The organism is Streptomyces sp. NPDC044044 (assembly GCF_056434405.1).
Genome location: NZ_JBWKFG010000011.1, coordinates 54,975 through 81,824 on the forward strand (window position 1 = coordinate 54,975; position 26,850 = coordinate 81,824).

Here is a 26,850-nt window from a genome sequence, read left to right on the forward strand (position 1 = left end):
CTGTGGCGTCACGTAGCTCGTTCGGGAAGTGGTCGCGAGGTTTGCGAGACTGGGGCGGTGAGTAGAGCAGCTCCCGCACCGCGGGTCATCGCCGTCGTCGGGCCGACCGCGGCAGGAAAGTCCGATCTGGGCGTTTTCCTCGCCCAGCGTCTCGGCGGCGAAGTCGTCAACGCCGACTCCATGCAGCTCTACAGAGGGATGGACATCGGGACCGCCAAGCTGACGCTCGAAGAGCGCGACGGAGTGCCGCACCACCTCCTCGACATCTGGGACGTCACGGAGGCGGCGAGCGTCGCCGAGTACCAGAAGCTGGCGCGAGCCGAGATCGACCGCCTCCTCGCCGACGGGCGCTGGCCGATCCTGGTCGGCGGCTCCGGGCTCTACGTCAGGGGGGCCGTGGACCACCTGGAGTTCCCCGGCACGGATCCCGTGGTCCGGGCCCGCCTGGAGGAAGAGCTCGAACTCCAGGGCCCCGGCGCGCTCCACGCCCGTCTGGCCGTCGCCGACCCGGGAGCGGCCCAGGCCATCCTCCCCAGCAACGGCCGCCGGATCGTCCGCGCCCTCGAGGTCATCGAGATCACGGGCAAGCCCTTCACCGCCAACCTCCCCGGCCACGACTCGGTCTACGACACCGTGCAGATCGGCGTGGACGTCGGCCGCCCCGAACTCGACGAACGCATCGCCACGCGCGTGGACCGCATGTGGGACGCGGGCCTCGTCGACGAGGTGCGTGCGCTGGAGGCCGTGGGGCTCCGTGAGGGGCGTACGGCGTCGCGTGCGCTCGGGTACCAGCAGGTGCTCGCGGCGCTCGCGGGGGAGTGCACCGACGACGAGGCGCGTGCGGAGACCGTGCGCGCGACCAAGCGCTTCGCACGCCGTCAGGACTCGTGGTTCCGCCGCGATCCCCGGGTGCACTGGCTCAGTGGCGCCATGGCCGATCGGGGGGAACTCCCGGAACGGGCAATGGCGTTGGTCGAACGACCGGTCACAGCCTGATCACGTGATGGCATCGGGACGCTCCGGCGGTCATCCCGGCCCCTGGCGCCGTGCCATCATCGGTCATCGATCGACCAGTGGAGTCCGAAGTGGGAGGGCGGATGGCGATGGAGGCCGGCCCTCGTGACACCGCGCATGACGGCGGCGAGCTGACTCCGGACGGCCCTGACGGGCCATCGGACGGCGTGACCGCCGACGGTCCCGGCGCGGACGACATGGCCGCAGCCGAGGTCGAGGTCGAACTGCGCCCGCAGCGCCGCCTGCGCATCTGGCAGCTCGCGCCGATCGTCATACTCGCCGCCGCCGGATCGCTGATGTTCGCCTTCCCGCTGGCCTTCGACTTCGGGGACGGCGGCGCCGTCGTCGCCATGCTCGGGCTCCTGATCAGCTCGTGCGCCGCGGGCTGGGGCATGATGGCCGCGCGCCGCGTGGGGCACACCTGGCCGGGGCTGCCGGAGCGCGGCTCCGGAGGCCGCCCGGACTGGCGGATCGTCTCCGCCTACGCCCTGGTGTTCCTCGCCGTCGCCTTCCTCGCGGTGTGGCGCGTCGCACGCCTTCGCTGACGGCGTCGTACGAGGTCAGGGCCCTGATGGGTACCGTACGGACCGAGTGTCGTGGCTACCCCGTACGATCGAGGAATGAGCACGCGGATCGCCTTCCTCAAGGGGCACGGGACCGAGAACGACTTCGTGATCGTCCCGGATCCCGACAACGCCATTGAGCTGTCCCCGGCCGCCGTGGCCGCCCTGTGCGACCGCCGCGCGGGTATCGGGGGCGACGGCCTGCTGCATGTCGTGCGGTCCGCGGCGCACCCGGAGGTGCGCCATCTGGCCGCCGATGCCGAGTGGTTCATGGACTACCGCAACGGCGACGGTTCGATCGCCGAGATGTGCGGCAACGGCGTGCGCGTCTTCGCCCGTTACCTCCAGCGCGCCGGACTGGTGGGCGAGGGTGACCTGGCCATCGCCACCCGGGGCGGCGTGAAGACCGTGCACATCGCCAAGGCCGCGGCCGGCGGCGACATCACCGTCGGCATGGGCAAGGCGCTCCTCCCCGAAGGGGACGTCACCGTGTCCGTGGCCGACCGGCACTGGCCCGCGCGCAACGTGAACATGGGAAACCCGCACGCGGTCGCCTTCGTGGACGACCTGGCCCACGCGGGCAACCTGTACGACCCCCCGCCCTTCAGCCCCGCTGCGGCCTACCCGGACGGCGTGAACGTCGAGTTCGTCGTCGACCGCGGCCCGCGCCACGTCGCCATGCGCGTGCATGAGCGCGGCTCGGGCGAGACCCGCTCGTGCGGCACGGGCGCGTGCGCCGTCGCCGTCGCGGCGGCCCGCAGGGACGGGGCGGACCCTGCTGCCACCGGTTCGCCGGTGACGTACACCGTCGATCTGCCTGGTGGGAGCCTGGTGATCACCGAGCGGCCCGACGGAGAGATCGAGATGACGGGTCCCGCGGTGATCGTCGCCGAAGGCGAGATCGACGCGGAATGGCTCGAAACTGTAAACCCGTGAACTGTCGCTCGAATGGGTGATCCGTTTCACGCTCGGCGAGAGGCGGTCAGCGGCGCGTGATGGGCTCGGTAGCATCAAGCACCGGCCCGGACGGAGCACGCCGTCGTCCGCTCACCGCCGGTCGAAGCAGCCGGAGGTGCCCATGAGTGCGGAGGCCACAAACCCCGCGATGCCTGGTCCCGTGACGCCCGCCGCGCAGCGCAGGCGCGGCCGTCCGCGGCTCGACCTGCGCAGGCTCGGCCGCGCGGCCCTGCTGGGGCCCGCCACCCGGGACCGGCTGCCGGACGCGATCGGCCATGTGGCGGAAGCCCATCGCGCCCACTATCCCGACGCGGATCTGGAGCCGCTGCGGCGAGCGTGGGTCCTCGCGGAGTCCTCCCACCGCGGCCAGATGCGCAAGAGCGGTGAGCCGTACATCACACATCCGCTCGCGGTGACCCTGATCCTCGCCCAGCTGGGCGCCGAGACGACGACCCTGACCGCGTCCCTGCTCCACGACACCGTCGAGGACACGGATGTGACGCTCGATCAGGTGCGCACGGAGTTCGGCGACGACGTCTGCTATCTGGTCGACGGCGTCACGAAGCTGGAGAAGGTCGACTACGGAGCGGCAGCGGAGCCCGAGACCTTCCGCAAGATGCTGGTGGCCACCGGCAACGACGTACGCGTCATGTCGATCAAACTGGCCGACCGCCTGCACAACATGCGCACGCTCGGCGTCATGCGCCCCGAGAAACAGGCGCGGATCGCCAAGGTGACGCGTGACGTGCTCATTCCGCTCGCCGAACGGCTCGGCGTGCAGGCGCTCAAGACCGAGCTGGAGGACCTCGTCTTCGCGATCCTCCACCCGGAGGAGTACTCCCAGGTCCAGGAGTTGATCGCGGCCAACGCGGCGGGCGGCGGAGACCCGCTGGAAGGGACCGCGGACGACGTCCGCGCGGTGCTGCGCGAGGCGGGCATCGCGGCCGAAGTCCTCATCAGGCCACGGCACTTCGTCTCCGTCCACCGGGTGCACCGCAAACGCGGCGAGATGCGCGCGGCGGACTTCGGGCGCCTCCTGGTCCTGGTGAACGAGGACGCGGACTGTTACGGCGTCCTCGGCGAGCTGCACACCTGCTTCACGCCGGTGGTCTCGGAGTTCAAGGACTTCATCGCCGTACCGAAGTTCAACCTCTACCAGTCGCTGCACACGGCAGTGGCCCGCCCGGACGGAGAGGTCGCCGAAGTCCTCATCCGTACGCACCAGATGCACAAGGTCGCCGAAGCCGGCGTCGTCGCGCTGCGCAATCCGTACGCTCCTCCTTCGGAGGAGCAGTCCGGCGCCGGTCCTGACGCCCCTTCCGTGGACGCCTTCGAGGGCGAGCGCGCGGACCCGACCCGGCCCGGCTGGCTCTCCCGGCTGCTCGACTGGCAGGAAGCGGCCCCCGACCCGGACACGTTCTGGTCCACGCTCCGCGAAGACCTCGCCCAGGACCGCGAGATCGCCGTCTTCCGCCCCGACGGCGGCACGCTCGGACTGCCCGCGGGTGCGAGCTGCGTCGACGCCGCCTACGCCCAGTACGGCGAGGACGCCCACGCCTGCATCGGTGCACGTGTCAACGGCCGCCTCGCGACACTGAGCACGGTCCTGCGGGACGGCGACACGGTCCAGCTGCTCATGGGGCAGGACGCGGCGTCCGGGCCCTCCCGCGAGTGGCTCGACCACGCGCGCACCCCCGGCGCCCGTATCGCCATCCGACGCTGGCTCACGACCCATCCCACCCCGGCGTCGGCTCCCGCGGCCTCGACCCCGGAGAAGCCCTCGCCCCCGCCGCAGACCTCCGACTTCCCGCGCCCCGCGGCGGCCAACGCCGTCGTGGACAGGGAAGGCGCGAGCGTCCGCCTCGCCGGCTGTTGTACGCCCGTGCCGCCCGACGAGGTGACCGCCTTCGCCGTGCGCGGCGGCGTCGTCACCGTGCACCGCGTCGAGTGCCCCGCGGTGGGGCGCATGAAGGAAGTGGGGCGCGCCGAGGTGGGAGTGCGCTGGGGAGACAGCGCCGAGTGCCGGGTCACGCTGATCGCCGAGTCGTTCGGGCGGGCGCATCTCCTTGCCGACCTCACCGAAGCCATCGCTCTGGAGGGCGTCGAGATCATGTCGGCGACCGTCGAACCGCCGACCCAGCAGCGCGTGCGCCACACGTACACGCTGCAACTCCCGGACGCGGCCCACCTCCCGGGGCTGATGCGCGCGATGCGCGCGGTGCCCGGGGTGTACGACGTCAGCCGTGCCCAGCATCCGGCGGCGGCGACTTCGTAGCCGCGTGCCAGGGGGCGTCGGCGTCGCCCTGGCCGCCTCCTGGCGACTCGTTCGAGTGGCATGGCGCGCGCCGACACCGATGCGGAAGCTCCGCGCTGATAGCGGTAGTTCATGCTGCTCACCCCCCGGGTCAAGGCCTCGCGGCCGAAGACTCTTCGCATCGCGACCGCGCTCCTGGCCGCGGCCACCTCCGCCACCCTCCTCGCCGCGACCGCGCCGTCACCGGCCAGACCGCTCGGCATCGGCGACCGGCTCTTCCCGCACCTGGGCAATCCCGGGTACGACGTCATGGCGTACGACATCGCCTTCACGTACCGCGGCGACAACAAGAAGCCGCTCGACGCCGTGACGCAGATCGACGCCCGTGCGACCTCACCGCTGAAGCGGGTCAACCTCGACTTCGCCCACGGCAAGGTCCGCTCCGTCGCCGTCAACGGCGCCCCCGCCCGCTTCGAATCCACCGGTGAGGACCTGGTCGTCACGCCGTCGCGGCCGGTGGACCGGGGCGAGCGGATGCGGATCACCGTCCGGCACACCAGTGACCCCAGGCCCACGAAGGACCAGGACGGCGGCTGGGTGCCCACGGCGGACGGCCTCGCCATGGCCAACCAGGCCGACGCCGGGCACCGCGTGTTCCCGTCCAACGACCACCCCGCCGACAAGGCACAGTTCACGTTCCGCATCACCACCCCGAAGGGGCTCACTGCCGTCGCCAACGGCCTGCCCGTCGCCACGGCGCACAGGGGGGCCACCACGACCCGGGCCTTCCGCACCCGCCACCCCATGGCGACGGAACTGGCGCAGGTCTCCATCGGCCGCTCCACCGTGGTGCACCGCCACGGGCCGAACGGCCTCCCCGTACGCGATGTGGTGCCCACCAAGGACCGCAAGGCGATGGAGCGCTGGCTGAAGAAGACGCCGGACCAGATCGACTGGATGGAAGGGAAGGTCGGCCGCTACCCCTTCGAGACGTACGGGCTGCTGATCGCCCAGGCGCGGACCGGCTTCGAGCTCGAGACGCAGACCCTCTCGCTCTTCGAGCGAGACCTGTTCAAGCGGCCCGAGTTCCCCGAGTGGTACGTGGACTCGATCATGGTCCATGAGCTGGCGCACCAGTGGTTCGGCGACAGCGTGAGCCCGAGCTCCTGGTCCGATCTCTGGCTCAACGAAGGGCACGCCACCTGGTACGAGGCGCTCTTCGCCGAGGAGAGGTCGAAGAAGCCCCTCCAGAAGCGGATGCGTGAGGCCTACCGGCAGTCGGACGGCTGGCGTCAGGCGGGCGGACCGCCGGCCGCGCCGAAGGGTCCCGCGCCGGGCCAGAAGATCAGCATCTTCCGGCCGGTCGTGTACGACGGCAGCGCTCTGGTGCTCTACGCGCTGCGCCAGGAGATCGGGCAGCGGGACTTCGACCGCCTGGAGCGGGACTGGGTGCACACCTACCGTGACGGGAACGCGACGACCGCGGACTTCGTGCGGATGGCTTCGTCGACCGCGGGCCGCGACCTGAGCGGTTTCTTCGACGCCTGGCTGTACGGCGCGAAGACGCCGCCGATGCCGGGGCACCCGGACTGGCGTAAGGCCGCTCCCGCCGGGAAATAACCCACGTGACGAGACGGGCCGTTCCGTGCAACCATCTTCAGGTCGGCGCCGCTGCGGGTCCGGGCAAACCCCTCGGGGTGATCTCAGGGCCCCGGCAGGCCGGCCCGGGGAATCTCGGGGCGGCCCCGAGCGTTGTGCACTATGACGAATCCCATCGACGTAAGGATCCAATGACCTCCTCTTCTTCCCCTTCCCAGGACGCGCAGAGCCTCGCGCAGAACTACCCCGAAGGTCTTCGGGCCGATGCCCTGATGGAAGAGGACGTCGCCTGGAGCCACGAGATCGACGGAGAGCGGGACGGCGAACAGTTCGACCGCTCCGAGCGCGCGGCTCTGCGCCGCGTCGCCGGACTCTCCACCGAGCTCGAGGACGTCACCGAAGTCGAGTACCGCCAGCTCCGTCTGGAGCGCGTGGTCCTCGTCGGCGTGTGGACCTCGGGCACAGTGCAGGACGCGGAGAACTCGGTCGCCGAGCTGGCCGCCCTCGCCGAGACGGCGGGTGCGCTGGTGCTCGACGGCGTCATCCAGCGCCGCGACAAGCCCGACCCGGCGACGTACATCGGATCCGGCAAGGCCTTGGAGCTGCGTGACATCGTCCTCGAGACCGGTGCGGACACCGTCGTCTGTGACGGTGAGCTGAGCCCCGGGCAGCTGATTCACCTCGAAGACGTCGTCAAGGTCAAGGTGGTCGACAGGACCGCCCTGATCCTCGACATCTTCGCCCAGCACGCCAAGTCCCGAGAGGGCAAGGCGCAGGTCGCCCTTGCCCAGATGCAGTACATGCTCCCGCGCCTCCGTGGCTGGGGTCAGTCGCTCTCCCGTCAGATGGGCGGCGGCGGATCCAGCGGTGGCGGCGGCATGGCGACACGTGGTCCCGGTGAGACCAAGATCGAGACGGACCGGCGTCGGATCCGCGAGAAGATGGCGAAGATGCGCCGGGAGATCGCGGAGATGAAGACCGGCCGCGAGATCAAGCGCCAGGAGCGCAAGCGCAACAAGGTGCCCTCGGTCGCGATCGCCGGTTACACGAACGCGGGCAAGTCCTCCCTGCTCAACCGCCTCACGGGCGCGGGCGTCCTGGTGGAGAACTCCCTGTTCGCCACCCTCGACCCGACCGTGCGCCGGGCCGAGACGCCGAGCGGCCGGATCTACACCCTGGCCGACACCGTCGGGTTCGTACGGCATCTGCCGCACCACCTCGTCGAGGCGTTCCGCTCCACGATGGAAGAGGTCGGCGAGTCCGACCTGATCCTGCACGTGGTGGACGGTTCGCACCCGGTGCCGGAGGAGCAGCTGGCCGCCGTGCGTGAGGTGATCCGCGATGTGGGCGCGACCGACGTGCCCGAGATCGTGATCGTGAACAAGGCGGACGCCGCCGATCCGCTGGTCCTCCAGCGGCTGCTGCGCAACGAGAAGCACGCGATCGCTGTCTCCGCGCGCACGGGCGCGGGCATCGAAGAGCTGCTCGCGCTGATCGACGCCGAACTGCCGCGGCCCGAGGTCGAGATCGAGGCCCTCGTGCCGTACACGCAGGGCCAGCTCATCTCGCGGGCCCACGCCGAGGGCGAGGTGCTCTCCGAGGAGCACACCGCCGACGGCACGCTGCTCAAGGCGAAGGTGCACGCGGAACTCGCGGCGGATCTCGCGCCGTACGTCCCGGTCGCCGGCTGAACGCAGGACCGGACAGGCGCGGTTCGCGCGGTTCGGTTCGCATGACGAAGGCCCGCTCCCTCTCGTAGGGGGCGGGCCTTCGCCGCGTCATGTGCGAGGTGCGGGGGTCGCCCGCCGTGCGGCTACTTGGAGCCGTACTTCTCGCTCATCATGTCGTAGACCTGCTCGGCGCCCTTGCCCAGCTGCGGTCCTGCCAGCCAGGTGTTCTCGGCCGGGCCGATCGAGGTGTTCGAGACCAGGCGGGTCTTGTCGCCCACCATCCGGAACCAGCCGCCGCCGGACGAGCCACCGGTCATGGTGCAGCCGATGCGGTACATCGTCGGCTGGGCGGAGGTCAGCGAGAGACGGCCCGGCTTGTCGACGCACTTGTGCATGATCTGGCCGTCGAACGGGGGAGCGGCGGGGTAGCCCCAGGCGCCCATCGAGCTCACGCTCTGCGCCGACGGAGTCGAGAAGTCGACGTCCAGCGCGTTGCCGACCGTCTCCTCGAGGGACTTGGAGCCCTGCTCCGGCTTCACGTGCATCACGGCGTAGTCGTACGGCGCACCGGCACCGCCCGAAGCGGCGCCCTGGTCGATCCACTCGGCGGAGGTCGAGACCCAGTCGGCCCAGTACTGGCCGTAGGGGGCGACTTCCTGCGGGGCGGCGTTGCTCAGCTCGGCCTCGGACTTGCCGAGGTCGTTGTAGGCCGGCACGAAGGTGATGTTGCGGTACCAGCCACCGGCGGAACCGGCGTGCACGCAGTGGCCCGCGGTCCACACGAGGTTGGACTTGCCCGGGTTGCGCGGGTCCTTCACGACTGTGCCGGAGCAGACCATCGAGCCCTCGGGGGAGTCGAAGAAGATCTTGCCGACCGGGGCGGCGTTCTCGTGGTACGGCGTCTTCTCGCGCTTGGCCTGGACCGGCGACGGCTCGGGGTCGGTCGCGCCCTGATCGGAGGGGGCGTCCTTCGCCGCGATCGTCTTGTTCGGGTCCTTGGCCTTCTTCATCCGCTCGGGCTTCCAGAGCCCTTCGATGACCGGATTGACGAAGTCCTTGGACTCGCGGAGCCAGTCGTCCTTGTTCCAGTTCTTCCAGGCCCCGTCCTTCCACTTGTCCGGGTCGATGCCATGGTCCTTCAGCTTGTCGGCGATGTCGCCGGGCAGCTTGGCATCGGAGCCGGTGTCGGAGCCTGTGTCGGAACCCTTGTCCGCACCCTGGGAAGTACCGGAATCAGCCTTGTCGCTTGCCTTGTCGTCGCTCGGACCGCAAGCCGTGGCGGTGAGTGCCAGGGTCGCGGCGAGCCCGGTGGCGGCGAGTGCGAGACGTCGCCCGCGACTGCGCGCGAAGGGCGCACGAGTGGAAAGCATGGTGCTGTAACCCCCGTATTGAACGTGTAATTGCTGTAGTTGGCTGCATTTGCCATGTACTTGTCATGTGTCGGCGTGGAAGTTCCACGAGCGTCCCGCCGAACGCGACACCCCACTATGCCTGTGTGATGGGGGACGAATGACGGCGGGGTCGTGAAGGTTTGCGGTGACCCCGCCGTCGTGCATCAGACGCCTGCCGGTCGTCTGCTGACCGGTTGCCGACCGGCTACTGACCGGTTGCTGGTCGTCTACTGGTCGGCGAACTTCTTGCTGACCGCGCCGTAGATGCCCTTGGCTTCCTTGCCGAGCCGCGGACCGGCGAGCCAGCCCGCCGTCACCGGGCCGATGGAGGTGTTGGACACGAGGGCGGGCTTGCCGTCCGAGCCCTCGGCGACCCAACCACCGCCGGACGAACCGCCGGTCATCGTGCAGCCGATGCGATACATCGTCGGGTCGGGCTTGCTGATCGAGAGCCGGCCCGGCTTGTCGGCGCACTGGAACGCCTTCTGGCCGTCGAACGGCGGAGCCGCCGGGTATCCGGTCGCCGTCATGTCGGCGATCTGGGGCACGGCCGGGGCGTTGAAGTCCACCGGGAGGGCCGAACCGACCTGCTCCTCCAGGGACTTGCCCTCGCTGCCCTTCTCGGGCGTCACGTGGATGACCGCGAAGTCGTACGGCGCGCCCGTGCCGCCCGTCGGGCCGCCCTGCTCGATCCACTGGTCGGAGGTCTGTGCCCAGTCGCCCCACCAGACGCCGTGCGGTGCGACTTCTTCCTTGGGGGCGTTCTGCAGCTCGTCGGCCGACTTGCCGCTGTTGTTGTACGAGGGGACGAAGGCGATGTTGCGGTACCAGCCGCCCTTCGCGCCCGCGTGCACGCAGTGGCCCGCGGTCCACACCATGTTGGACTTGCCCGGGTGCGCAGGGTCCTCGACGACCGTGGCCGAGCAGACCATCGAGCCTTCGGGGCCGTCGAAGAACAGCTTGCCCGAGGCGGGGGCGCTGGCGTCGTACGGCGTCTTCAGGGCCGCCGCCTCCACCGGCTCGGGCGTCGGGTCGGTCACGCCCTGGTCACCGGAGATGTCGTTGTCGTCGACACCGCGGTCGGGGTTCTTGTCCGCGTCCCGCATGCGGTCCGAGTCCCACAGGCCGTCGATGATCGGGTTGACGTAGTCACCGGCCTCGCGGAGCCAGTCGTCCTTGTCCCAGTTCTTCCAGGCCCCGTCCTTCCACTTGTCCAGGTCGATGCCGTGCTCCTTGAGCCGGTCCTGGATGTCCTGCGGAATCTTGACCTTGTCGTTGCCGTTGCCGTTGGCGTCGTCGGCGGGCTGGGAGGCGGACGGTTCGTCACCCGCGTTGTCCTCGCTGGGGCCACAGGCCGTCGCGGTCAGAACGAGCGCCGCGCCGATCGCGACAGCGGCCGCCACAGGGGAGGTTCTGCCGCGCGCGCTCCTCCCACGACGGTCGGTCTTGAGCGGGCGTATGGGTCGCATAGAGAGATTCCCCCTGGGCTTCGAGATGGTTCACATGCCGGACACCGCGTGCCGCACGGTGCGTTGCGGCGCCGTGTTCGCGTGGCGCCGCACACCCTGCCGCGGTGGAACGGCACCTCACACTATGCCGGTGCCGTGGGGGACTGCCGACGGAACGGCAACGGTTTCGCTACGACCTTGCTGACCTGGCAATTGTCCGGAGACCTGCCGATTTGGCGGCCCCTTGACCCAGCCGCGTCCGCCTCGACGTGATGAGGTCTGTGGAAGGTCCTGACGTCTTCGTCATCCCCGACCAAGGCGCCCTTGACCTCACCGGGCGTATCGCGTGTCAGAGCTGCCTGTTGGTAACTCTCGTCCACCTGTGACGCGGCCCGGACTCCTGCCGGGTGGTGGCGACCAGGTCCTGGACCGGTAACCGTTCCGCCACGCCAAGGATCTTGCGCCGACCCGTGTTCCTCCGCAGCCCTCGTCGTTGGTACGTACGGGGGACTGGCGGCCTGCGCTCATCTCCCCTGTCAACTCGAAGGCGCGCTGGCCCGGATCGAGGGGGAAGCGCCCGTTCCCAGCGGGAGGACCAACAGTCGTGGCCGTGACCGAGCCGGCGCCCGCGGCGATTTCCGCGGCGCACTCCGCAGCACACGAGGGGATCCTGCGACGCCAGTCGGCGCGCGAGTCGGCTGCGCGCACCTATGCGCGCGCCCTGCCGATCGTGCCCGTGCGGGCGCGCGGTCTGACGATCGAGGGCGCCGACGGGCAGCGCTATCTCGACTGCCTCTCGGGTGCGGGGACCCTGGCCCTCGGGCACAACCATCCGGTCGTGCTCGAAGCGATCAGAAAGGTCCTCGAATCGGGGGCACCGCTGCACGTCCTCGATCTGGCCACACCGGTCAAGGACGCTTTCACCACCGAGCTGTTCCGCACACTGCCCCGCGCACTCGCGGACCGCGCCCGGATCCAGTTCTGCGGCCCCGCAGGCACGGACGCGGTGGAGGCCGCGCTCAAACTCGTGCGCGCGGCGACCGGGCGCGACGGCATGCTCGCCTTCACCGGCGCCTACCACGGGATGACCGCAGGGGCGCTCGACGTGTCCGGCGGCGCACAGGACGTACGCGTCGCGCGCCTGCCCTATCCGCAGGACTACCGCTGCCCGTTCGGCATCGGCGGCGCGGACGGCGCCGAACTCGCGGCCCGCTGGACCGAGAGCCTCCTCGACGACCCCAAGTCGGGCGTACCGCTGCCGGCCGGGATGATCCTCGAACCGGTGCAGGGCGAGGGCGGAGTCATCCCCGCCCCCGACGACTGGCTGCGCCGGATGCGCGCGATCACCGCCGCCCGCTCGATCCCGCTCATCGCGGACGAGGTCCAGACCGGCGTCGGGCGCACCGGCACCTTCTGGGCCGTCGAGCACAGCGGCGTCGTCCCGGACGTGATGGTGCTCTCCAAGGCCATCGGCGGCAGCCTGCCACTGGCCGTCGTGGTCTACCGCGACGACCTCGACGTCTGGCCGCCCGGCGCCCACGCGGGCACCTTCCGCGGCAACCAGCTCGCCATGGCGGCGGGCGCGGCCACCCTTGAGTACGTCCGTGAGAACGGCCTCGCGGAACGCGCGGGAGTCCTGGGCACCCGCATGCTCACCCAGCTGCGCTCCCTGGCCGCCGAACACCCCTGCATCGGCGACGTCCGCGGCAAGGGCCTGATGATCGGCGTCGAACTCGTGGACCCGGCCGCCGCGGACCAATCCGTGCCGGGCCAGCGCTCGGTGAACCACGGGCCGCTTCCGTCGGCGGGCGTCGCGGGCGGCGCGAGCAGCGCGGGTGCATCGGGTGGCGCGGGTGCATCGGGTGGCACGTCGGCCGGTCAGCCCCTGCCTGCCGGAGCCCCCGGAGCCTCCGGCCCGCCGGCCCTTGACCGCTTCCCGCGGCCGCTTCCCCCGGCGCCCGAACTCGCCGCCGCGGTGCAACGGGAATGTCTGCGCCGCGGACTCATCGTCGAGCTGGGCGGACGGCACTCCAGCGTCGTACGCCTCCTTCCTCCTCTCACGATCACGGACGAGCAAGCGGCCGCAATCCTGGACCGCCTCGCCGACGCGATCTCCGCGGCAACGCGTCCGTACCACGGATAGCCACGCCGGACCCGGGCCGTCCCGCGGACGGCCAAGAGACATCAGCACAGCTCCGGCCCGTCGCCCTGGAGCCCGAACGACCTCACAAGGAAGCCCTCTTGAACGCCACCCCCGCATCCGAAGGTCCACCCCACCCCCACGTCCCAGGCGCGTGCGGCAAGCAATCCTCCCTGGTGGCGGAGCCCGGTACGGTCCCCCGGCAGAAGGGAGGCGGCCGGACCGAGCAACTGCGAGGCGCGACCGCCGACCTCCTGGAGCACCCCGATCCGCACACCGCCGCGCAGGTGGCGGCCATCGAGAACCTCCTGCGCTGCTGGGTACGCGAGAACGACTTCCCCGCCCCCGAGCAGGGCGCCCTGCGCATTCCGCTCGACGCCAGCGGCACGGCTCTCCTCGTCCCCGTGTACTACTGGTCGGCCACCGGCTGGCACCGGTTCGGCCTCCCGTACCTGGAGGACGGCCCCCAGACCGCACCCCCGGCCGACGCCGTCACCGTCGCCGCGCTCCTCGGACGCGAGACGGGCCGACCGAGCCAAGCCGCCGAACCGGACGGGCAGGGGGAGAGGCAGCCACAGGAGCGGCCGGACGGGCACGGAGAGGCCGACGCGCACCCCGAGCCCGGCCACACCGGTGCCAGTACCGACGTCAGCGCTGACGTCGGCTCCGGCAGCGACGGCGAGCGGGTCGAGGGAGGGGACCTCGTCGGCCGCGTCGCCGACTCGGTGCGGCGCACCGCCACCTTCATCGCCGACCGCAGGAACAACCCCGGCGACGAGCCCGACCTCTTCCTCGCCGCCGAACAGTCCCTGCTCCTCGGCCACCCACTGCACCCCACCCCGAAGAGTCGCGAGGGACTCTCCGACACCGAATCCCGGCTCTACTCCCCGGAATTGCGTGGCGCCTTCGCGCTGCACTGGCTCGCCGTCGACCCCTCCGTGCTCGCCACGGACTCGGCCTGGACCGAGCGGGGCCGCACCCTCCCGGCCGAGCAGCTCACCGCCCGCCTCGCCGGCCAGGACCTGCCGCTGCCGGAAGGCCACGCCGCGCTGCCCCTGCACCCCTGGCAGATCCGTGAGCTCAGGCACCGCCCCGCGACCGCCGCGCTCCTGGAAGCCGGCCTCCTCCAGGACCTCGGCCCCCACGGAGCACCGTGGTACCCGACCTCGTCCGTGCGCACCCTCTACCGCTCCGGCGCCCCAGCCATGCTGAAGCTCTCCCTCGGCCTGCGCATCACCAACTCCCGTCGTGAGAATCTCCGCAAGGAACTCCACCGCGGCGTCGAGGTCCACCGGCTGCTGCGCAGCGGCCTCGCCGAGCAGTGGCAGACAGCTCACCCGGGCTTCGACGTGATCCGCGACCCGGCCTGGCTCGCCGTGACCGGCCCCGACGGCGCGCCCGTCTCCGGACTCGACGTCATGATCCGGCACAACCCCTTCGGCCCCGGCGACGACGCCACCTGCATCGCCGGACTCGTCTCGCCCAGGCCGTCACCGCACTCCACCGGGCAGGACCGCGCCCCGATGCGCTCCCGGCTCGGCGAGATCGTCACCCGCCTGGCCGGACGGACGGGCCGTCCCCGGGGAGCCGTCGCCACGGAGTGGTTCCTGCGCTACCTGGAGAACGTCGTACGCCCCGTTCTCTGGCTGGACAGCGAGGCGGGTGTCGCCCTGGAGGCCCACCAGCAGAACACGCTCCTGCTGCTCGACTCCGACGGCTGGCCGGTGGGCGGCCGCTACCGCGACAACCAGGGCTACTACTTCCGCGAGTCCCGCCGCGCCGAACTCGAGCGCAGGCTCCCCGGTATCGGCGAACACAGCGACACGTTCGTCTCCGACGAGGTGGCGGACGAGCGCTTCGCCTACTACCTCGGCATCAACAACGTCCTCGGCCTCATCGGAGCGTTCGGCGCCCAACGCCTGGCCGACGAGAAGCTGTTGCTCGCGGGGTTCCGCCGCTTCCTCGGCGACGTCGTCTCCGGCCCAGCTCCTCTGCGTTCGCCGCTGCCCGCCCTGCTTCTCGACTCACCGGTGCTGCGCTGCAAGGCCAACCTGCTGACCCGGCTTCGCGGGCTCGACGAGCTCGTGGGCCCGGTCGACACCCAGTCCGTCTACGTCTCCATCGCCAACCCCCTTCATTCCTGAGGAACATGACCCAGCCTTTCTGACCCTTTCCGAGAGGAGCGACGCCGTGCCTCCGCCTCCCCCCGATGCGAGCACCGACGCCGGAACCGAGACCACCCCCGAGTCCGCCACCGAGTCCTCCAACGCCGACAGAACAGCGGGCAGAGCAGCCGACAGGGCAGCCGACAGAGCGGACGTCCAAGACACCCTGGACCTGCGCCTCCCGGACGAGCTCATCGCCCTGTTCGGCACGACCGGCACGGCTGATGCAGAGGCCGCCCAGGGCGTGCAGGCCGCGCAGGGCGTGGGCGCAGGGCGTGCCGGTGCCGGCGTGCGCACGGCGAACCGTGCCCCGGCACCGTCGGCCGCCTCGTCAGCCGACGATCTGCTCGACAACGTGGCCGACTGGGGCCCCGCGACCACCGCTGCCGGTGTCTTCCAACTCGTACCCGTACGCGTCGAACGCGACCTCCCTCTCATCAGCCGGTGGATGAACGACCCCGCCGTAGCGGCGTTCTGGGATCTGGCCGGCGCCAATGACGTCACTCAGAGGCATCTGCGCGAGCAGATCGACGGAGACGGACGCAGCGTCCCGTGCCTCGGAGTTCTGGACGGCACACCGATGAGCTACTGGGAGGTCTACCGCGCGGACCTCGACGCCCTGGCCCGCCACTACCCGGCCCGCCCGCACGACACCGGTCTTCACCTCCTCATCGGCGGTGTCGCCGACCGCGGCCGGGGGCTCGGCACCTCTCTGCTGAGGGCCGTCGCCGACCTTGTGCTCGATCACCGCGCCGCATGCGCACGCGTCATCGCAGAACCCGACCTGCGCAACACCCCCTCCGTCTCCGCGTTCCTCAGCGCCGGATTCCGATTCGCCGCCGAGGTGGATCTTCCCGACAAACGCGCGGCGCTCATGGTCCGTGACCGGGCCCTGCGCGCAGTGCTCTGACCCGCTCACTCTTGGTACACCGCTCGACCTGATCCGGTTCCCTCCCTCAGGAGTCCCCGTGCCGAATCCGTCCGTCCCTCCGACGTCCCGCGAACCGTCCGCTCTCTACGACCCGCCCGAGCTGACCCCGGACAGGTGGGCGAGCGGCGGGCGCCGTCTCCTCGCCAAGATGGTCGGTGAGTTCGCCTATGAGGAGATCATCAAGCCCGCCCCCGCCGGACCGGGCGACACGGACAGATACAGCCTCGGCCTCGACGGCGGTGACGACGATGGCGAAGACAGCGACAGCAGCGGACACGGCGAAGGCAGCGGAGACGGCGAAGACAGCAGGCATGGCGAAGGCAACAGGCACGGCGACCCCGGGCGGCCGAGAGCGTCCCGCCTCCACTTCCGTGCCCGCCGCGGCTCGTACGGCAGTTGGCACGTCGACCCGGCCAGCCTGGCCCTGGCCGAGGGCGAAGGGCCGCCGCTCCCCTTCAGCGACCCCCTCCGCTTCCTCACCGGGGCCCGCCGCACCCTGGGAATCGACGGCGCCACGCTCGGCCACCTCATCCGCGAGCTGACCGTCACGCTCTCCGCCGACGCCCGGCTCGACCAGACCGCCCTCAGCGCATCGCAGCTCGCCGACCTCGGCTACGCGGAACTCGAAGGGCATCAGACCGGCCACCCCTGGCTCGTCCTCAACAAGGGCCGCATCGGCTTCTCCGCGAGCGACGCCGCGCGCTGGGCGCCCGAGGCCCGCCGCACCGCGCGGCTTCCCTGGATCGCGGTCCACACCGATCTCGCCGCCTACCGAGGCGTCGTCGGCCTGGACACGGCGGAGCGGCTCTACTCACGTGAGCTCACGCCCGCCACCCGGGAGTCCTTCGCGGACATACTCAGGGCACGCGGCCTCGACCCGCACGCCTATCTCTACCTGCCGGTCCATCCGTGGCAGTGGGACGACGTCGTCCTGCCCCTCTTCGCCCCTTCCGTCGCCGCGGGGACGATCGTGCCCCTCACCACCGACGGCGATCTGCGGCTGCCCCAGCAGTCCATTCGTACGTTCCTGAACGTGTCCCGTCCCGACCGGCACACCGTGAAGCTGCCGCTCTCGGTCCTCAACACCCTGGTGTGGCGCGGACTCCCGACCGAGCGCACCCTGGCCGCCCCCGCCGTCACCGCCTGGATGCACGCCCTGCGCGAAGCGGACCCCTTCCTGCGTGACGAATGCCGGGTGATCCTGCTCGGCGAGGTCGCGTCGGTGACCGTCGCCCACCCGCTGTACGACGACCTTCCCGAGGTCCCTTACCAGTACAAGGAACTGCTCGGTGCGATCTGGCGTGAACCGATCACCCGGTATCTCGCTCCCGATGAGCGCGCCCGCACGCTTGCCTCCTTGTTGCACACCGACCCGCAGGGCAAGGCCTTCGTCGCCGAGTTGGTCGAGCGCTCAGGCCTGGCCCCCGAGGTCTGGCTGCGGCACCTCTTCGCGGCGCTGCTGCCTCCGCTCCTGCAGTTCCTCTACCGGTACGGCACCGTGTTCTCCCCTCACGGGGAGAACGCCATCGTCGTCTTCGACGACAAGGACGTGCCCGTCCGGCTCGCGGTGAAGGACTTCGTCGACGACATCAACGTCAGCGCCGAGGCCCTTCCGGAGCACGCGTCGATGCCGGACGACGTCCGCGACGTACTGCTCACCGAACGCCCCGACTTCCTCACGCAGTTCATCCACGCCGGGCTCTTCGTGGGCGTCTTCCGCTACCTCGCCCCGCTCTGCCACGAGCAGCTGGGCATCCCGGAGAGCGACTTCTGGTCCCTCGTCCGCGCCGAGATCCTGCGCCATCAGGCGCGCGCCCCGCAGCTCAAGGAGCGGTACGAGATGTTCGACCTGCTGACCCCGCGCATCGAGCGGCTCTGTCTGAACCGGAACCGCCTTCACCTCGACGGATACCGCGACCGCCCCGAGCGCCCGCACGCAGCTGTGCACGGGAGCGTGCCGAACCCCCTCCACCGGCCTTGATCGAGGGATTGTCAGTGGAGACCCGTAGGGTAGTCGCGCTATGACAAAGCCCTCCCTTCCCGAGCTCCTGCACGCCGCCGTCACCGCCGTCGGCGGCACAGAGCGCCCTGGCCAGGTGACCATGGCCGAGACCGTCGCCGAGGCGATCGACGACGGCTCCCACCTGCTGATCCAGGCCGGTACCGGCACGGGCAAGTCCCTCGGCTATCTGGTGCCCGCCCTCGCGCACGGCGAGCGCGTCGTGGTCGCGACGGCCACACTGGCGCTGCAGCGCCAGCTCGTGGAGCGTGACCTGCCGCGCACGGTGGACGCCCTGCATCCGCTGCTGCGCCGCCGCCCCCAGTTCGCCATGCTCAAGGGCCGCTCGAACTACCTGTGTCTGCACCGTCTCCATGAGGGAGTGCCGCAGGAAGAGGAGGAGGGCCCCGGTCTCTTCGACCAGTTCGAGGCCGCTGCCCCCACCAGCAAGCTCGGCCAGGACCTGCTGCGGATGCGCGACTGGGCGGACGAGACCGAGACGGGGGACCGGGACGCCCTCACGCCCGGCGTCTCCGACCGCGCCTGGTCCCAGGTGTCCGTCTCCTCCAGGGAGTGCCTGGGCGCGACGAAGTGCGCGTACGGAGCGGAGTGCTTCGCCGAGGCGGCGCGTGAGCGGGCCAAGCTCTCCGATGTCGTGGTCACGAATCACGCGCTGCTTGCGATCGACGCCATCGAGGGCGCTCCGGTCCTTCCCCAGCACGAGGTGCTGATCGTGGACGAGGCCCATGAGCTGGTCTCCCGGGTCACCGGCGTCGCCACCGGAGAGCTCACCCCGGGCCAGGTCAACCGCGCTGTGCGCCGAGCCGCCAAGCTCGTCAACGAAAAGGCGGCCGATCAGCTCCAGACCGCGTCCGAGAGCTTCGAGCGGGTGATGGAGCTGGCCCTGCCCGGCCGCATCGAGGAGGTCCCCGAGGACCTCGGGTACGCGCTGATGGCTCTGCGTGACGCCGCACGCACGGTCATCTCGGCGCTCGGCTCGACCCGCGACAAGTCGGTCCAGGACGAGGACGCCGTACGCAAACAGGCCCTCGCCTCCGTCGAGTCGATCCACGACGTGGCGGAGCGCATCGCGAACGGCTCCGAGTGGGACGTCGTCTGGTACGAGCGCCACGACCGCTTCGGAGCCTCCCTGCGGGTGGCGCCCATGTCCGTTTCGGGCCTGCTCCGCGAGAAGCTCTTCAGCGACCGCTCCGTGGTCCTCACGTCGGCCACCCTCAAGCTCGGCGGCGACTTCAACGGAGTGGGGGCTTCCTTGGGGCTCGCTCCCGAGGGCACCGAGTCCGAAGACGCCCCGGTGTGGAAGGGCCTCGACGTCGGCTCGCCCTTCGACTACCGCAAGCAGGGAATTCTGTACGTCGCCCAGCACCTGGCAAGGCCGGGCCGTGAGGGCACGCGCAGCGACATGATCGACGAGCTCGCGGAGCTCATCGAGGCGGCGGGCGGCCGCACGCTCGGCCTCTTCTCGTCCATGCGTGCCGCTCAGAACGCCGCCGAGGAGCTCCGCAGCCGGCTCGACGTGCCCATCCTGCTGCAGGGCGAGGAGACGCTGGGCGAGCTGATCAAGAACTTCGCCGCGGACGAGCAGACCTGTCTGTTCGGGACGCTTTCGCTGTGGCAGGGCGTCGATGTGCCGGGTGTCAGCTGCCAGTTGGTGGTCATGGACAAGATCCCCTTCCCGCGTCCCGACGACCCGCTGATGAGCGCCCGACAGAAGGCGGTGGACGACAACGGAGGCAACGGCTTCATGGCCATCGCCGCGACGCACGCGGCGCTCCTGATGGCGCAGGGCGCGGGACGCCTCGTGCGGGCTTCAGAGGACCGTGGAGTGGTCGCCGTCCTGGACCCACGGCTCGCGACCGCGCGCTACGGCAGCTATCTCCGGGCCTCGCTTCCCGACTTCTGGTACACGACGGACCGTAATCAGGTGCGCCGCTCCTTGTCCGCGATCGACGTGGCGGCCAAGGCCGGACCCAAGGCTGCCGCTGAGGACAAGGCCGCTGACGACAAGGCCGTCGAGGAGCAGGCCACCGAGGAGTCGGCCGCCGAGGCTTAGGGCTTCGGCGCGGGCGAGCGCGGCCCTCGTACCGCCCCCGGACGCAGCAGGGCCCCGGAACCGGCGCAGTTGGTTCCGGGGCCCGGTCAGGGGCGGAGGCTCACACCCGCCGCAGCACCGCCACCACCTTGCCGAGGATCGTCGCCTCGTCACCGGGGATGGGCTGATACGCGGAGTTGTGAGGCAGTAGCCACACGTGTCCGTCCTCGCGCTTGAACCGCTTGACCGTCGCTTCCCCGTCGAGCATGGCGGCGACGATGTCGCCGTTCTCCGCGACGGGCTGGCGGCGCACCGTCACCCAGTCGCCGTCACAGATCGCGGCCTCGATCATCGAGTCACCGACGACCTTGAGGACGAACAGCTCACCGTCTCCGACCAGCTGCCTGGGGAGCGGGAAGACGTCCTCCACCGACTCCTCGGCGAGGATCGGACCACCGGCCGCGATGCGGCCGACCAGCGGGACGTACGAAGCGGCGGGCTTGCCTGCCGTGTCCGTGGGCTGGCTGCTCGGCTGGTCCGAGCCGCGCACCTCGTACGCACGCGGGCGGTGCGGGTCGCGGCGCAGGAAGCCCTTGCGCTCCAAGGCCATCAGCTGATGGGCCACCGACGAGGTGCTGGAGAGGCCCACCGCCTGCCCGATCTCCCGCATCGACGGCGGGTAGCCCCGCCGCTGCACCGAGTCCCTGATGACCTCGATGACCCGGCGCTGCCGGTCGGTGAGCCCCGAGCTGTCGGCGCGGATACCAGGAGGTCGGCCCGGTAGGGAGCGTGTGGGCTTGGGGCCCTCCTGGTTCGTGCTTGCGTCATTCATGGCATGCACCGGCTCGAGTCGGCTCTGGCGGTCCTGGGCAGTGATGGTGGCGCTGTCTGCGGTGGTGGTCACGTCTGTCGGCCCCTCTCGAGATGTTCTCCCTAGTTAGCCAACGGTAGTTGCTTTCGAAAGGTTGCGCCAAACACACGTTCGAGTGAAAAATCGCAGAATGCCTGCCGGGATCATGCGTCTGGGTGTATGGCTAACGTTCGAGCCGAATGGCATTTCGGTTCATTACGGTACGCTTCACCGCCGAGGTCGTGGCCCCCTCGGTGGGGCTCCCATACTGCCACTCATCGCCCGGTCAACCCGGCACCGCCCCCTTCTCGTGCGGCGCGCGGGGTGGGCTCGTAACCTTCACGGCGAGCCGTGGGTGTGCGACACGCGATGGGGTCGAATTTACGGCCAAACCCCAGATCTAGTGGTTGGATTGCAACCACGGCCCAGAAGTTGTGGTCCCCGGTCTTTCCAGGCCTCGGGCATCGCCTATGCTTGGGGCTGCTTCGAGGGCCTCATGGGCCTGTTGAGGCCTATGAGTCGTGTCTTGAAGGAGGGTTGGGAGTTCCATGCACTGCCCCTTCTGCAGGCACCCCGACAGTCGCGTAGTCGACAGTCGCACCACCGACGACGGCACGTCGATCCGCAGGCGCCGTCAGTGTCCCGACTGCTCCCGCCGTTTCACGACGGTGGAGACGTGTTCGCTGATGGTGGTCAAGCGCTCCGGCGTGACCGAGCCTTTCAGCCGTACGAAGGTGATCAACGGCGTACGCAAGGCGTGCCAGGGGCGGCCGGTGACCGAGGATGCCCTCGCCCTGCTCGGCCAGCGGGTCGAAGAGGCGGTGCGGGCCACCGGAAGCGCGGAACTGACCACGCACGACGTGGGTCTGGCCATACTCGGTCCGCTGCAGGAGCTGGACCTCGTGGCCTACCTGCGCTTCGCGTCCGTGTATCGGGCGTTCGACTCGCTCGAGGACTTCGAGGCTGCCATCGGGGAGCTGAGGGACCAGCGGGAAAAGCGGCTCGACGATGAGCCGCAGGGCGCCGGCGGCGAGCACGGCGCGAAAGACTGCGGGCCCGGAGGGACTGTCGAAGTCCCGGTGCCCGCCACTGCCGCCGACTGACCGGCTGAACGGCCGACGGCGGCACACACAGACCTGTTGCGGTGACCTTCGCGGGTTTCCGCGGCACCAGACAACACCGTGTCACGGGAAGAACGTGGCACTTCAGGGCGTTTTAGCCTGATACAGGGAGGCGGCATGACCGAGACGACGAGCGGCCCGGCACGAGGTTCCCGCGCCAAGGGATCCAAGGCCAGCAAGGGTCTGCGTATCGAGCGCATCCATACGACGCCCGGCGTGCATCCGTACGACGAGGTGGTCTGGGAGCGCCGAGACGTCGTCATGACCAACTGGCGCGACGGCTCGGTCAACTTCGAGCAGCGTGGCGTCGAGTTCCCCGACTTCTGGTCGGTGAACGCGGTCAACATCGTCACCAGCAAGTATTTCCGCGGGGCCGTTGGCACCCCGCAGCGCGAGACCGGCCTCAAGCAGCTGATCGACCGCATCGTGAAGACGTACCGGAAGGCAGGCGAGGACTACAGCTACTTCGCCTCGCCCGCCGACGCCGAGATCTTCGAGCACGAGCTGGCGTACGCCCTCCTGCACCAGATCTTCAGCTTCAACTCGCCGGTCTGGTTCAACGTCGGCACGCCCCAGCCGCAGCAGGTCTCCGCCTGCTTCATCCTGGCCGTGGACGACTCCATGGACTCGATCCTGGACTGGTACAAGGAAGAGGGGATGATCTTCAAGGGCGGCTCCGGCGCCGGCCTGAACCTCTCCCGCATCCGCTCCTCCAAGGAGCTCCTGTCCTCGGGCGGCAACGCCTCGGGTCCGGTCTCCTTCATGCGCGGTGCCGACGCCTCCGCAGGAACGATCAAGTCGGGTGGCGCCACGCGCCGCGCGGCCAAGATGGTCATCCTCGATGTCGACCACCCCGACATCGAGGGCTTCATCGAGACCAAGGTGAAGGAAGAGGAGAAGATCCGCGCCCTGCGTGACGCGGGCTTCGACATGGACCTGGGCGGCGACGACATCACGTCCGTCCAGTACCAGAACGCCAACAACTCGGTCCGCGTGAACGACACGTTCATGAAGGCGGTCGAGGAGGGCGGCAAGTTCGGCCTCACGTCCCGCATGACGGGTGACGTCATCGAGGAGGTCGACGCCAAGTCGCTCTTCCGCAAGATGGCCGAGGCCGCCTGGGCCTGTGCCGACCCCGGCATCCAGTACGACGACACCATCAACGCCTGGCACACCTGCCCGGAGTCCGGCCGGATCAACGGCTCGAACCCGTGCAGCGAGTACATGCACCTGGACAACACGTCCTGCAACCTCGCCTCGCTGAACCTGATGAAGTTCCTCAAGGACGACGGCCTGGGCACCCAGTCCTTCGACGCCGAGCGCTTCTCCAAGGTCGTCGAGCTGGTCATCACCGCGATGGACATCTCGATCTGCTTCGCGGACTTCCCGACGCAGAAGATCGGCGAGAACACCCGCGCCTTCCGCCAGCTGGGCATCGGCTACGCCAACCTCGGCGCCCTGCTGATGGCCACCGGTCACGCGTACGACTCGGACGGCGGCCGCTCCCTGGCCGGCGCCATCACCTCGCTGATGACGGGCACGTCGTACAAGCGCTCGGCCGAGCTCGCCGCGGTCGTCGGTCCCTACGACGGCTACGCGAAGAACGCCACGCCGCACAAGCGCGTCATGAAGCAGCACTCGGACGCCAACGCCACGGCGCCCCGCGTCGACGACCTGGACACGCCGATCTGGGCCGCCGCCACGGAGGCCTGGCAGGACGTGCTCCGCCTCGGTGAGAAGAACGGTTTCCGTAACTCTCAGGCGTCCGTCATCGCCCCGACCGGCACCATCGGTCTCGCGATGTCCTGCGACACCACGGGCCTGGAGCCCGACCTGGCCCTGGTCAAGTTCAAGAAGCTCGTCGGCGGCGGCTCGATGCAGATCGTCAACGGCACCGTGCCGCAGGCCCTGCGTCGCCTGGGCTACCAGGAGGAGCAGATCGAGGCGATCGTCGCCCACATCGCCGAGAACGGCAATGTGATCGACGCCCCGGGTCTCAAGACCGAGCACTACGAGGTCTTCGACTGCGCGATGGGCGAGCGCTCCATCTCCGCGATGGGTCACGTCCGGATGATGGCGGCCATCCAGCCGTGGATCTCCGGCGCGCTCTCCAAGACGGTCAACCTCCCGGAGACGGCCACCGTCGAGGACGTCGAAGAGGTCTACTACGAGGCCTGGAAGATGGGCGTCAAGGCGCTCGCCATCTACCGCGACAACTGCAAGGTCGGCCAGCCTCTCTCCGCCAAGAAGAAGGGCGACGGGAACGCCGAGGTCACCGAGAAGGCCGAGGACACGATCCGTGCCGCGGTCGAGAAGGTGGTCGAGTACCGCCCCGTCCGCAAGCGCCTTCCCAAGGGTCGCCCGGGGATCACCACCTCCTTCACCGTGGGTGGCGCCGAGGGCTACATGACCGCCAACTCCTACCCGGACGACGGTCTCGGCGAGGTCTTCCTGAAGATGTCCAAGCAGGGTTCGACCCTCGCGGGCATGATGGACGCCTTCTCGATCGCCGTCTCCGTGGGCCTGCAGTACGGCGTTCCGCTGGAGACGTACGTCTCGAAGTTCACGAACATGCGCTTCGAGCCGGCCGGCATGACGGACGACCCGGACGTGCGGATGGCGCAGTCGATCGTCGACTACATCTTCCGCCGCCTGGCGCTGGACTTCCTGCCCTTCGAGACGCGCTCCGCCCTCGGCATCCACTCGGCCGAGGAGCGTCAGCGTCACCTGGAGACCGGTTCGTACGAGCCCTCCATGGACGAGTCCGAGGTCGACGTCGAGGGTCTGGCCCAGTCGGCCCCGCGGCAGCCCGAGGTCCTGAAGTCGGTCGCCGTGCCGAAGGTCGAGGCCGAGAAGCCCGCTCCGCAGCAGGCGCACACCAGCGCCGAGCTCGTGGAGATGCAGCTGGGCATCCAGGCCGACGCGCCGCTGTGCTTCTCCTGCGGGACGAAGATGCAGCGTGCCGGCTCCTGCTACATCTGCGAGGGCTGCGGCTCGACCAGCGGTTGCAGCTGATTGCCGCACCGGCCTGACCTCCGGGCACTGACCGGGAGTGAAGCCTGAACGCCAAGGGCGGTGGCGCCGAGAAATCGGTGCTGCCGCCCTTGGCGTTTCTCGTGAGCCGTCAGAACTCGGTCCCCATCACCGAAGCGAAGGACGTCGGGTCGGCGTCGAACCCGCGGATGAACTCGTGGAAGGACCATGCACCCGACTCGCCCCGGGTGAACTCGGCGATCGTCGCGGCCGTATGCCCGGAGACCGCGGAGAGGTCGCTCTGTGCGAGGTCCCGGTGTCCTTCACGGATGCGCACCGCGGTGTTCGCGATGTCGCCGAACACCTTGTGCCCCTCGTGAGGCTGTATGGCCACACCGACCACCACGCGCGCGTACGTCGCCGCGAGCCGGTCGAGCTCCAGGGTCATGACCTCGTCGAAGCCGAAGCCCTGCCCTGTCTTGCTGTCCCTGTTGAGGGTGATCGTCCCGTCGGGGGCGCGGCTGTCGAAGTGCACCAGGTACACCGGGCTGTCGTACGGGGCGTCCGCGGTGTAGGTCGCGGCGATGATGTCGAGATCATGCGGCGGTGTGCCGACAGGGCTCGGATCCCACTTGAGCCCCACCTCGACCTTCTTGATCCCCTTGCTGACACTGCTCACGGAGTTCCCCCTCCTGCTGGTCCCGGCTGACGCTCACGCACAAGGCATGTCCACACGGCACGCCCTACAGACACGCTACGACGGATGACTGACATCGCTGAAGTTTCGTGGTCGGCAGGGCCGTTGGGCCCGCCGCGGGCATTTCCGGTGGCGCACGTGCACAGGCGCGACGATCATTGGACCCATGACATGGAACGGGGAAGAACTGGACATCGAGGCCTACTTGGCCAGGATCGGTCACGCAGGAGAGGCGAAGCCCGACTTCGAGACACTCCGTGCGCTCCATCGGGCGCATGTGGCGGCGATCCCCTTCGAGAACCTGGAGATGATGCTCGGCCGGCCCGTGCCGCTGGACCTGGCCGCGCTGCAGGACAAACTGGTGCGGCAGCGCAGAGGTGGCTACTGCTACGAGCAGAACCTCCTGTTCGCGGCGGTTCTGGAGCGGATCGGCTTCGCCGTCACGGGACTTGGCGCGCGGGTCAGGGCGGGCGCCTCGTCGCGTCGCGCGGTGACGCACATGCTCCTGAAGGTCGAGGCGGACGGGCGGCAGTGGCACTGTGACGTCGGTTTCGGCGCCGAAGGGCTGCTCGAACCGATCCCCATGGGGGGCGAGGGCGACGTACAAGAAGAGGTATGGCAAGACGTACGACAAGGAGAGTGGCGGTTCGGGATCGTCCAGGAAGCAAGCGGTGCGCGGGTGTTGCGGACCGAGCATGCGGACGGCTGGTTCGATCTCTATGAATACACCCTGGAAGAACGCCTTCCCGTCGACTACGTAGTGATGAACCACTACACATCGACCCACCCCAGGTCGTCGTTCATCCGCCGCCCGGTGATCCAGAGGGCCGCTCCGGAGGTGCGCCGCACCTTGGTCGGTGAGCACCTGACGGTGACGCGACCGGACGGCACATCGGACGAACGCGACGTATCCGCCGCCGAGTTGGGAGAGGTCCTCGTCCGGGAGTTCGGTATTGAACTGAACGCCGACGATTGCGCCGCGCTGATCCGGGCGCACTACGCCGGAGCGTGACCCGGGCCACGCT

18 protein-coding genes are annotated in these 26,850 nt (G+C 69.8%); 14 read left to right on the top strand and 4 right to left on the bottom strand.

Features of this window, described 5'->3' with window-relative positions; genetic code table 11:
- The first annotated feature begins 57 nt into the window (after positions 1-57).
- From miaA to hflX, 6 genes are all read left to right on the top strand, one after another.
- Positions 58-996, top strand: coding sequence for a tRNA (adenosine(37)-N6)-dimethylallyltransferase MiaA (gene miaA, locus AC07AG_RS36265; protein ID WP_478760723.1), 939 nt, complete (start codon positions 58-60; stop codon positions 994-996).
- 107 nt (positions 997-1,103) lie between these two features.
- Complete coding sequence (locus tag AC07AG_RS36270; protein WP_478761030.1) at positions 1,104-1,559, top strand: hypothetical protein; 456 nt, start codon at positions 1,104-1,106, stop codon at positions 1,557-1,559.
- Positions 1,560-1,634: 75 nt separating this feature from the next.
- Positions 1,635-2,513: a diaminopimelate epimerase gene (gene dapF / locus AC07AG_RS36275; RefSeq protein ID WP_478760725.1), complete on the top strand. Its 879-nt coding sequence runs from the start codon at positions 1,635-1,637 to the stop codon at positions 2,511-2,513.
- Between the two features lie 142 nt (positions 2,514-2,655).
- On the top strand, positions 2,656-4,809 hold the full coding sequence (locus AC07AG_RS36280) for a RelA/SpoT family protein (RefSeq protein ID WP_478760727.1): 2,154 nt from the start codon (positions 2,656-2,658) through the stop codon (positions 4,807-4,809).
- Between the two features lie 111 nt (positions 4,810-4,920).
- Complete coding sequence (locus AC07AG_RS36285; RefSeq protein ID WP_478760728.1) at positions 4,921-6,408, top strand: M1 family metallopeptidase; 1,488 nt, start codon at positions 4,921-4,923, stop codon at positions 6,406-6,408.
- A gap of 170 nt (positions 6,409-6,578) precedes the next feature.
- Positions 6,579-8,078 (top strand): GTPase HflX, encoded by a 1,500-nt coding sequence (hflX, locus tag AC07AG_RS36290; protein ID WP_478760730.1) that lies wholly within the window; start codon positions 6,579-6,581, stop codon positions 8,076-8,078.
- 122 nt (positions 8,079-8,200) lie between these two features.
- On the opposite strand, the gene AC07AG_RS36295 is transcribed toward hflX, so the two are convergent.
- Entirely contained in the window at positions 8,201-9,427 is a 1,227-nt protein-coding gene (locus AC07AG_RS36295; protein ID WP_478760732.1) for a trypsin-like serine peptidase, read from the bottom strand.
- A gap of 248 nt (positions 9,428-9,675) precedes the next feature.
- Positions 9,676-10,917, bottom strand: coding sequence for a trypsin-like serine peptidase (locus tag AC07AG_RS36300; RefSeq protein ID WP_478760734.1), 1,242 nt, complete (start codon positions 10,915-10,917; stop codon positions 9,676-9,678).
- A gap of 583 nt (positions 10,918-11,500) precedes the next feature.
- On the opposite strand from AC07AG_RS36300, the gene AC07AG_RS36305 reads away from it, so the two are divergent.
- From AC07AG_RS36305 to AC07AG_RS36325, 5 genes are all read left to right on the top strand, one after another.
- The gene (locus AC07AG_RS36305; protein ID WP_478760735.1) at positions 11,501-13,039 is read left to right on the top strand and encodes a diaminobutyrate--2-oxoglutarate transaminase family protein; all 1,539 of its coding nucleotides are present in this window, start codon (positions 11,501-11,503) and stop codon (positions 13,037-13,039) included.
- 98 nt (positions 13,040-13,137) lie between these two features.
- A complete protein-coding gene (locus AC07AG_RS36310) occupies positions 13,138-15,180 on the top strand; it encodes an IucA/IucC family protein (protein WP_478760737.1) in 2,043 nt (680 codons plus the stop codon).
- A gap of 46 nt (positions 15,181-15,226) precedes the next feature.
- Positions 15,227-16,111, top strand: coding sequence for a GNAT family N-acetyltransferase (locus tag AC07AG_RS36315; protein ID WP_478760739.1), 885 nt, complete (start codon positions 15,227-15,229; stop codon positions 16,109-16,111).
- Between the two features lie 169 nt (positions 16,112-16,280).
- A complete protein-coding gene (locus AC07AG_RS36320) occupies positions 16,281-18,113 on the top strand; it encodes an IucA/IucC family protein (RefSeq protein ID WP_478761032.1) in 1,833 nt (610 codons plus the stop codon).
- A gap of 40 nt (positions 18,114-18,153) precedes the next feature.
- On the top strand, positions 18,154-20,205 hold the full coding sequence (locus AC07AG_RS36325; RefSeq protein WP_478760741.1) for an ATP-dependent DNA helicase: 2,052 nt from the start codon (positions 18,154-18,156) through the stop codon (positions 20,203-20,205).
- 100 nt (positions 20,206-20,305) lie between these two features.
- On the opposite strand, the gene lexA is transcribed toward AC07AG_RS36325, so the two are convergent.
- Complete coding sequence (gene lexA, locus AC07AG_RS36330) at positions 20,306-21,088, bottom strand: transcriptional repressor LexA (protein WP_249587324.1); 783 nt, start codon at positions 21,086-21,088, stop codon at positions 20,306-20,308.
- Positions 21,089-21,582: 494 nt separating this feature from the next.
- Between lexA and nrdR the strand changes: the two genes are divergently transcribed.
- Positions 21,583-22,137, top strand: coding sequence for a transcriptional regulator NrdR (gene nrdR, locus AC07AG_RS36335; protein ID WP_478760742.1), 555 nt, complete (start codon positions 21,583-21,585; stop codon positions 22,135-22,137).
- Positions 22,138-22,272: 135 nt separating this feature from the next.
- Positions 22,273-25,170, top strand: a complete 2,898-nt coding sequence (locus AC07AG_RS36340) for a vitamin B12-dependent ribonucleotide reductase (protein WP_361058608.1) — start codon at positions 22,273-22,275, stop codon at positions 25,168-25,170.
- A gap of 109 nt (positions 25,171-25,279) precedes the next feature.
- On the opposite strand, the gene AC07AG_RS36345 is transcribed toward AC07AG_RS36340, so the two are convergent.
- Positions 25,280-25,807 (bottom strand): TerD family protein, encoded by a 528-nt coding sequence (locus AC07AG_RS36345; RefSeq protein ID WP_478760744.1) that lies wholly within the window; start codon positions 25,805-25,807, stop codon positions 25,280-25,282.
- A gap of 184 nt (positions 25,808-25,991) precedes the next feature.
- On the opposite strand from AC07AG_RS36345, the gene AC07AG_RS36350 reads away from it, so the two are divergent.
- Positions 25,992-26,837 carry an arylamine N-acetyltransferase family protein gene (locus AC07AG_RS36350; protein WP_478760745.1) on the top strand — a complete coding sequence of 282 codons (846 nt, stop codon included), beginning with the start codon at positions 25,992-25,994 and terminating at the stop codon, positions 26,835-26,837.
- Positions 26,838-26,850: the final 13 nt, after the last annotated feature.